The organism is Niastella populi, assembly GCF_002078015.1.
Classification (GTDB): Bacteria; Bacteroidota; Bacteroidia; order Chitinophagales; family Chitinophagaceae; genus Niastella; species Niastella populi.
In genome coordinates this window covers 1-9820 of record NZ_LWBP01000237.1, presented here as the reverse complement: position 1 = coordinate 9820, position 9820 = coordinate 1, and the positions used below count along the sequence as shown (strand labels likewise).

Sequence of the window (9820 nt, the reverse complement as noted above, 5' to 3'; positions counted from 1 at the left end):
CGGAACCCGATATCGATCCGGTCTTGTGCCGGTATTACTATTGACTTTGTTCGGACTTTCTTCGCATTTCTCCTGAGTGCACCCGAACACTCCCCCGGAAAGTCCGAACAACGTCCGAACAACGCCCGGTATAATACCCTCCTGATACCGGCACAATCCCGAATAAACACTCCATTTTACCATGACCATTCAAGACACATGTAGACCAAAGTAGACATATATAGTACACTGTAGACGCACATAGAACAACCTGGGATAACATACAACAAGATAGGACACGTTGGGATGGGATAAACATGCCGGTGATCTATTCTACAAAAATCCTCTTACTTTTATATCGCACCAGGCAACTGATAAAAATACCGGTTATGGTCATTCGTCTTTTTCATTGACACTTTAAATAGATTCTTTATGGGCAATATGAAAAACGGTATCCCGGATGCATTTTCAGGCACCATCGGAAGGATGGCTGGTATATCCTGGTGCGGAGTGGCGGTAATACGCAGCAAGGCACATTCCCGCTAAGATCTAAATTTGACACAGTAGCGTTAAAATAATACTTTTAATTACCCGTCAGCGCGGTATCGATATTTTATGATAAATTAGAAACCGGATCATTTACTTATCCACTGGATATTATTGTTTTTACTTATTTGACTACATAATCCTTTAAAATGATTAGGAACTATATTAAAATAGCCTGGCGCAACTTGTGGAAGAATCTGTTTTTTTCTTCCCTGAATATCTTCGGCCTGGCAACCGGTATGGCGGCATGTATTGTAATCATGATCTTTGTGAATTATGAAAGAAGTTTTGATGATTTTCATACTAAGAATATTTACCGGTTAAACGAGGTACAAAACTTTCCCGGTGCGGTGGCACCGCAGCAGGTTGCTTTATCGATGTATCCAATGGGTCCCGAGATGAAAAAGGAATATCCCGAAATTTTAGATTTTGTGAGACTCAATGCCATGGAAAATATGGACTTGAATGTCGGTGACAAAAAGATCGTCTTCCCCAAAATATTGTGTGCAGACTCGAACTTCCTGCAGCTATTCGATTTCAAGTTGCTAAAAGGGAACCGCAAATCCGTGCTTCAAAAACCTAATAGCATCGTACTAACGGAAAAGTCGGCGAAGCTTTTGTTTGGCAATGAAAATCCTATTGGTCAAACCGTTAGCCGCATTGAACGTGATACCATCATTTTTCAGGTCACAGGTGTCCTCGCTGATATCCCTCAAACTTCTCACCTGCAGTTTGACGGAGTCTTTTCCTTCAGCACAATTGCACGCCCCGATTTTATGAATAACTGGGGAGATAACTGGCTTGTCACTTATTTCGAATTGGCTCCGAAGACAAACACAGCAAACCTTGAAAAGAAATTTCCGGCGTTTCTCGGGAAGCACATGAGTGAAGATAACCGGAAGTTTTATGAATTGTTCCTGCAGCGGCTGCCTGATATTCATTCTAACTCCGTTAATATTACCCATGACTATCACAACTTTCAAAAGTTCGACAAACGATATACGGGTATATTTTCAACGATCGCTATTATTGTTTTGTTGATCGCCTGTATCAATTTTATGAACCTTGCTACTGCAAAATCTGCGAACAGGGCGATGGAAGTTGGAGTTCGGAAATCAATTGGTGCCTTGAGAGTACAACTCGGATTTCAGTTCATCATCGAGTCAGTTCTCATTTGCCTGTTTGCTCTCGGGCTTGCCCTGTTAATGGTTCTTCTTGCTCTTCCTTATGTAAGAAATTTGAGTGAGAGACAACTTGAGTTTCCACTTTTCACGGATCCCGCATTACCAGGGTTGCTTTTGGGTGGTACTATAATAACCGGAATTATTGCCGGTCTCTATCCTTCACTTTATTTGTCATCTTTTCAACCAGCCCGCGTGCTAAAGGGTTCAATTGTGTCTGGTAAACCTAAAAGTCTTTTTCGAAATGTACTGGTCGTAATTCAGTTCACCAGTTCCGTTTTTTTGATCATTGCCACCATCTTTGCTGTGAAGCAGCTGCGATTTATGCAGGACAAGGATCCAGGTTTCAACCGCGAGCAGGTTATGATGCTGCGCTTAAATAATAAGAGTTATCGAAAGTATAACACTATCAAGGAATCTCTGCTCGGCTTGACAGCGGTCGCATCTGTGACTGCATCGCAGCAAAGGCTCGGGAACAATCTACATCAGACGAGCGTCATCTACCATGGCGCCAACGGAGCAAAAGAGTTGTCTGTTTCGCAGAATGTGGTCGACCCCGACTTCCTTAATCTATATAAGATTAAATTAATAGCGGGTCGAAATTTCTCCAATGATTATGAGACAGACAACGGCAAGGCCTATGTCATTAATGAAACCCTGGCGCAGGAACTGCTCAGGGAGGATAAGGGTGCAACGTTTGAATCACTGATCGGCAGGCGGTTCGGATTTGGTGGTATGGATTCAGTTGGATCAATAATCGGGATCTCAAAAAATTTCAATTTTAATTCACTTCACCATAAGATTGAAACGCTGTGCCTCCTCAGCCAAAAAGATTGGGGCTTTTCCGAGATGTCCGTACGGTTAAAAGGCGCTGATACAAAGGCGGCAATAGAGCGGGTCAAAGATGTATGGAAGCAGGTTGTGCCAGGCGAGCCAATAGATTATAAGTTCCTGGATGAACTTTACAACGAACTTTACAAGTCTGATAAACAGGTAAGCGAAATTGTCGGAATACTTGCGGCGCTGGCGATCCTTATCAGTTGCCTTGGACTCTTCGGGCTTGCATCTTTTTCAGCCGAAAAACGGATCAGGGAGATTGGAATACGTAAGGTACTCGGGGCTTCTGTACAAAGTATGGTAGGCCTGTTATCTGTAGATTTTGTGCGGCTTGTTGTTATTGCCAATATTATCGCCTGGCCAATTGCCTGGTTGGCGTTATCCAACTGGCTTCAGGGCTTTGCATTCCGGATCGAAATAAACTGGTTGATCTTTGCCGTTGCCGGACTTGCTTCACTGGTTATTGCGTTATTGACAGTGTCCCTACAGGCGATTAAAGCTGCCTGGGCTAACCCTGTAAAAAGTCTCAGAACTTAATGTGAGGATCATAATTTTACTACTTCTTTTTTTGCAAGTCCTTCCGTGAAATTTAAAGATAATTGTCCATTCTCCATTTTATATAATTTATCGGCAAGATGATAATACTTGTCGTCATGGGTAATGGCTATCACTGAGTAGCCCTTGTCTTTTAGCAGCGGGATAATTTCGGTATAGAATTTTTTACGGAAAATCGGGTCCTGGTCAGCGGCCCATTCATCTAATACCAGGATAGGTTTAAACCTGATTAAAGCGGTGATCAGCGCCAGCCGTTTTCTTTGCCCGGTGGAGAGCTGGTTGGAGGAGAATGACTGGTTGTTGAAAGTAACCTTATCCTTCAGCTCGAACAATTCAAGGTATTCATCGATTTGATCTTTGTCGATAGTATCGAACCCATACAATTCATCGAAAAGGTAGAAATCACTAAACACCACTGAAAACAGCGCTCTGTAGTTATTATAGTTCTTTGAGTCAACAATGATATCATTGTATTTTATTGTCCCTGCGTGGCCTTTCAGGGTTCCCAGCATAACATTTATCAGGGTCGTTTTTCCGCTTCCGTTACCTCCGTATATGAAAACGGTCTCGCCTTTTTTAATAGAAAAGTTGATTGGGCCAACAGCAAATCCATTATTGTTTTCTTTTGATTCTTCAGTTCCCGCGTAGCGGAAACTAATATCATACATATCGAGCTCATTGAATTCGGCGATCGACAACTGGGAAGTTTCTTTAAGATTGTCAAAAGTTTCGGTATGCAGATCCTGCCGCAATTGATTTATCTTATTAGCGGCAATCCGCACATTGACGATCTGTGGAATAATGAGCATAAGTGAATTGATCCCTCCTAACAGGTACAACAGGATAAAAATATATTTAACTATCGACTCGGGTGATTCCTGGATGAAATAAGAACTAAAAAACAATATAGAAGCGATCAAGGAATAAAAAAGGACCTCGCCTATTATTTGTACATTTAAAAAATTGGCCAACGCCGTGGTGTTATTTAAATAAGACTCATTTGATATTTTCCGGATCTTACGATCATATATATCGTGTCCGATTCCCGGGTTCATGTGGATCTCTCTGAAGCCGTCTAAAACATCTAACAGGCTTTTCATGAAACCATCTTCCAGTTCCCTTGAATATTTTAATTTTTTATTGTTAAAATAAACGCCGATCCAATAAATGACTGTTCCAAATACAGAAACGCCTAATGTCATCAGCAGCAAAGGGGTTGATTGCATTCCCAGATAAACCAGGCAACCTACGGTCATCACCAGGGCCGATAGGAAATTAATGATCGAAAGTGAAAAGCCGGTTAATACGCCTACATCCCTGACAAGAGAAGCGTAAATCTTTCCCTTGCGATGGGTAATCTGGTAAAAATTCGCCGCCAGCAGGGTATGTAATACTTCGGATCTGAGTTTCCAGAATACCTGTTGCGAAAATTTAATGATAATATAAGATAATGCCCGCCTTGACCATACAAAACCAAACAGGAGGATACAGAAATAAATAATATAGTTTATGCTGGATGTATTTTGTTTTGATAAAATTATTCCCACCATTAAATTGATAAAGGACAGGAACAAAAAGCTGACACCTCCAGACACCAAACCAAGTACGAATATGGAAATCGCTTTTTTGGGATTAATTAGTTTAATAAAATTGAACATATGTGTGATTAAATTGAGTCTCAAATAGAAGGGGAGTCGGCTACTGTTACAAACATAAAACAAATTCCATTTACCCCTACCCACCAGTTTCTTAGGATTGTCTGGAAAAATTCAAACAGCTAAGACATATTATTTAAACCTAATATTAAAAATTCAAATTAAAAACAGAGTTAAAGTCTAAGTATATACGTAATTTGGTAAAGCCCTGTTTTTAGCGCGGTGATGTTTTGGAAGGAATGGTTCCAGGGGTTTCCTGCTAAAAAAACTACCGTCAACCATTCGCCGTAGAAACAATTGGGTAAATTAGCTTATTTCCGTAGTTTTAAAAAACTGTGAGATTGTATTAGCATCAGGTGCTCATATTTGTTAGTTGTTTTTTAATCGATTATTTAGCAAATGCCTACATTAAACCTTATCCAGCAGGAGATCTATTTTGACCAGATAATAGATTCCAGGAATCCTCACTATAATATTGGTACTTATATTGTCATCGAAGGTGATCTGCACGTAGACCTGTTTAAAGATTCAATTAAAAGTTCCAAAAATGTATTTGATGTCTTTAAATACAAGAGCTTTTCGAATTATGCCCCTTTTGTCAATTTACAGGAATCAGATGTAAGTATTCAAATTACAGAGGTAGATTTTACAAGCGATCTTTGGTCCAGGGGATCAGTTAAAAAATGGTTGCAGGAAAGGATCAATACGCCTTTCGATATTTATGGCGGAAGCCTGTATGATTTTGTATTGATAAAAATCAGCGATGCCGAGTATTGGTTCTACATGGGTTGTCACCATCTGTTCTCAGACGGATATGGAGTGCCCTATGTATACCTGGCATATATCTTCGATAAATACCATGCTTTAAGAACAGGAGAAAAAAAGGAATTCAATTATCCATCCTATCTTGAACTGATTGAAAAATCCACTGACTACCTGAATTCGAAAAGTTATGAATCTGATAAAGAATATTGGAAACAGAGATTTGCCTGGTCCCAGGAACCCATAATTCAAAAGAGAGCAAAGGCTATTTCATTTCGAACTGATTCATTTCAGATCTTTTTCAGCGCGGATGAGCAACAGCAATTAAGGTCATTTTGCGCCAATCATGATATTGGTTTGCAGGATTTTTTAATCGCCGTTCTCGCGGTGTACTATTATAAAACGAATAATCAGGAATATTTCGATTTTAGCTTACCCATTCACAACAGGACCAGTCGTTTAGAACGAATGACTTTGGGACTGTTTTCGAAATTCATCCCTTGTCGTTTAAAACTGGGAAGCCGCAGCCTTAAAGAATTGTTTGATGATATTAAGACGAATCAACGTCAGGACTATCGTCATAAACAATTTCCGGTGAGTCATTTTAACGCTATGCTTCTCTCTGAAGCCGGTAATGTATCCAGGCCATTCGATATTAGTGTCAACTATCGGTATTTCAAACTAAATACCAATGAGTCTGAACTTCATTTAAAAGGCTTTAAAAATGATGCTGCATATTCTAGAACTCCAATAGAGTTTAGCTTTTGTGATTTCACGGAAAAAGATAAAGACGATTTATTTTTAGAAATTATTTTTCGTGAAGATTATTTCACTAACACAGAAGTACGAACAACAGGCAAAAGATTATTAAAAATTATTGATCAGTTTTATGTTTCTGTCAATGATGATATCGATAGTATCGATGTTTTAGATGAGCAGGAAAAGCACGAACTGCTGGTTACATTTAATGACACAGCTGGCGCTTATCCAAAAGACAAGACGATAGTTGATCTGTTTGAAGAGCAGGTTGCAAAGACGCCAGATCATATAGCGGTAGTGTTTGAGGATACGAACTTGAGTTATCGGGAGCTTAACGAGCGGTCTGATCAGCTGGCTCACTACCTGAGAGAAAACTATGACATCGTGCCCGATGATCTGATAGGCATCAGGCAAACGCGGAGTGAGTGGATGATGGTGTCGATATTGGGTGCGTTAAAATCAGGAGGCGCGTATGTTCCGATCGATCCGGAATACCCCCGGGAAAGAATTGACTATATTGAAGCAGATACCAAATGTAAAGTATGCCTGGATGAAACAGAACTAAACAAGTTCAGGGAAAGCCAGGAGCGTTATTCTAAAGAACCGGTGAGTTCCACTGCTACATCCAACAACCTTGCTTATGTGATCTACACCTCAGGTTCCACAGGGAAACCGAAAGGAGTAATGATCGAACATCGGAATGTAACTAACTTTTTCTCCGGGATGACATCCATTTTTGGAGAAGAAAAAGGAACATTCCTGGCGATGACAAATTACACATTTGACATATCGGTATTGGAACTTTTGTGGACACTGAGTAAAGGATATAAAGTTGTTATACAGGGAGAGGCCAGGCAAATTGGTGAGGATCAGAATAACTATTCGGTTTTTTCACAGGTCAGGAAACACAAGGTTACGCATTTACAAATTACACCTTCCATGGGATCCATGTTGAATCAGCACCTTTCAGAGGAGGAAGGTTGGCGTTCAATTAAGAATATCCTTTTGGGCGGTGAGCCATGTACGGCTTCATTGGTGAATGATATTTACCAAAAATTACCTGATGCGAAACTGTATAATATGTATGGGCCAACAGAAACAACGATTTGGTCCACAGTAAAACCGCTGGAAAAAAACACCCAAAAGATTGAGATTGGTAAACCGATTGCCAATACGCAGATCTATGTCTTAAGCGAAAAAGAAGAATTGCAACCTGTAGGGGTAGCCGGTGAAATTTGCATAGGAGGCGAGGGTTTAGCCAGGGGATATTTGAACAAGGAGGCGCTTACCAGAGAGAAGTTCATAGCGAGTCCGTTTAAAGAAGGAGAGCGCCTGTACAAAACAGGAGATTTGGGCAGATGGCTGGCAGATGGGAATATCGAGCTTGTTGGCAGAAAAGATGACCAGGTCAAGATCCGGGGATACAGGATCGAACTTGGTGAAATAGAGCATGCTTTATTAAACCGTGAAGAAATAAGCCAGGCTGTAGTTATAGCCAGAGAGAATGAGTTGGGAGAAAAGGAGCTGGTAGCATACCTCACTTCCAATGCTGCGCAAAACACAAGTGATCTAAAAGCCTATTTAGAAAAGTCACTTCCGGCGTATATGCTTCCGGCCTGCTTTGTACAGCTGGAAGCTATACCGTTAACAGCTAATGGCAAAGTAGACAGGAAATCACTGCCGGATCCTGAAGGGTTGGCTTTAACGAGTGGCTTGGAATATGTAGCACCACGAACAGAGCTGGAACGAAAGCTGGTAAAGATCTGGGAAGAAGTGCTGGAAAGGGAACACATTGGGGTGAATGATGACTTTTTCACATTGGGAGGCCATAGCTTAAAAGCGGTACGCCTGGGCAATGAGTATCAAAAGGAATTGTCTGCAAGGCTGGGTTTAAAAGAGCTGTTCGCTCATACCAGCGTAGCTTCGCATGCACTACTAATAGCATCTTCAACCAGGGAGGCATTTTTTCAAATTGAAAAAGTAACTCCTCAGGAAAGTTATCCGGTCTCCGACGGGCAAAAAAGGGTATGGGTATTAAGCCAGTTTGAAGGAGGTTCGGTAGCTCATAACATGTTTGGGAGCATTTACCTGAATGATGATATTGACATTGAGAAATTCAAACTCGCCATCGATGCCACCATTGACCGTCATGAGATATTAAGAACCGTGTTCAGGGAAGACGAGGCAGGAGAGATCAGGCAATGGATAATGGAAAGAAAAGATATAGGATTCGGGGTCGGGTACAAAGATTTTAGAAAAGAGACTGAGCGCAAAGAAAAAGCGGAGGCATGGATCGCGGCGGATGGTTACCGGGCATTTGATCTGGCGAAAGGTCCTTTGCTCAGGGCAGTCTTACTACAGGTAGAAGAAGATGAATATGTATTCTATTTAAATATACACCATATCATCAGCGATGGCTGGTCAATGGAGGTATTGGCTAAAGATGTATTCAGATACTATGAAGCATATAAGGCAGGTAAAGCGCCAGCGTTAAATGAATTACGCATTCAGTACAAGGATTATTCAGCCTGGCAGTTGGGTCAATTGAACCAGGAATCATTTAAGGCACACCGGGAATATTGGCTTGATAAGTTCTCAGGAGAACTGCCATTGCTGGATCTGCCGGGTATTAAACAGCGGCCAAAAATTAAAACCTATAACGCACGATGCCTGGCCACTTATGTTGATAAGGGAACAACAGCTAAACTAAAGGGATATGTTCAGGCGAATGGGGGTAGCCTGTTCATGGGCCTGCTGGCCTCATGGAATGTGCTGATGTACCGCTACACTTCCGGGAAGGATATCATTATCGGTACCCAGGTAGCGGGGAGAAACCATACCGACCTGGAAGACCAGATAGGGAATTATGTAAACACGCTTGGTTTAAGAAACGAAGTGAATCCTGAAGAAAGCTTCGCGCATCATTACCAGGTGGTAAAAGAGAACACCTTAAAGAGCTATAGTCACCAGGTGTATCCTTTCGATCGTTTGGTAGAAGAACTGGGTCTTCAGCGTGATACAAGCAGAAGTACGGTTTTCGACATCTCTATCACTTATAATAATATTAGCGAAAATAAAGACATAGGAACCATTGATGACGATATTATCAACCAGGTGTCGGATAATGGTCCTTCGAAAGCTAAGAATGATATAGAGCTGCACTTCGGAGAAGTGGGTGATTATATTTATTTCAAATCAATATATAATGAGGATGTCTATGAGCGGGAGATGATAAAACGCCTGATGGAACATTTCAAACGCCTTTTGAGTTCGGTATTATCTCGTCCGGGAGAGAAAGTCTCAAAGGTGGAGTACCTGTCGGCACAGGAAAGGCAGGAACTGCTGATCACATTCAACGATACAGCGGTAGCTTATCCAAAAGACAAGACGATAGTAGACTTATTTGAAGAACAGGTAGCGAAGACGCCGGGTAATATTGCGTTGGTGTTTGAGGATATAGCGCTGTCTTACCGGGAACTGAATGAGCGGTCTAATCAGCTTGCTCATTACCTGAAAGCTAATTATGCGATCGGGCCCGATGACCTG

At 41.3% G+C, this 9820-nt stretch carries 3 protein-coding genes; 2 read left to right on the top strand and 1 reads right to left on the bottom strand.

Going from position 1 to position 9820, the window contains the following annotated elements; translation table 11 throughout:
• Positions 1 to 674 precede the first annotated feature (674 nt).
• Positions 675 to 3080, top strand: a complete 2406-nt coding sequence (locus A4R26_RS30755; protein ID WP_081170399.1) for an ABC transporter permease — start codon at positions 675 to 677, stop codon at positions 3078 to 3080.
• A gap of 8 nt (positions 3081 to 3088) precedes the next feature.
• On the opposite strand, the gene A4R26_RS30750 is transcribed toward A4R26_RS30755, so the two are convergent.
• Positions 3089 to 4756 carry a cyclic peptide export ABC transporter gene (locus A4R26_RS30750; protein ID WP_081170397.1) on the bottom strand — a complete coding sequence of 556 codons (1668 nt, stop codon included), beginning with the start codon at positions 4754 to 4756 and terminating at the stop codon, positions 3089 to 3091.
• A 396-nt stretch (positions 4757 to 5152) separates the two neighbouring features.
• Here A4R26_RS30750 and A4R26_RS30745 point away from each other — a divergent pair.
• On the top strand, positions 5153 to 9820 hold a 4668-nt coding region (locus tag A4R26_RS30745; RefSeq protein WP_133054833.1), incomplete at its 3' end, for a non-ribosomal peptide synthetase.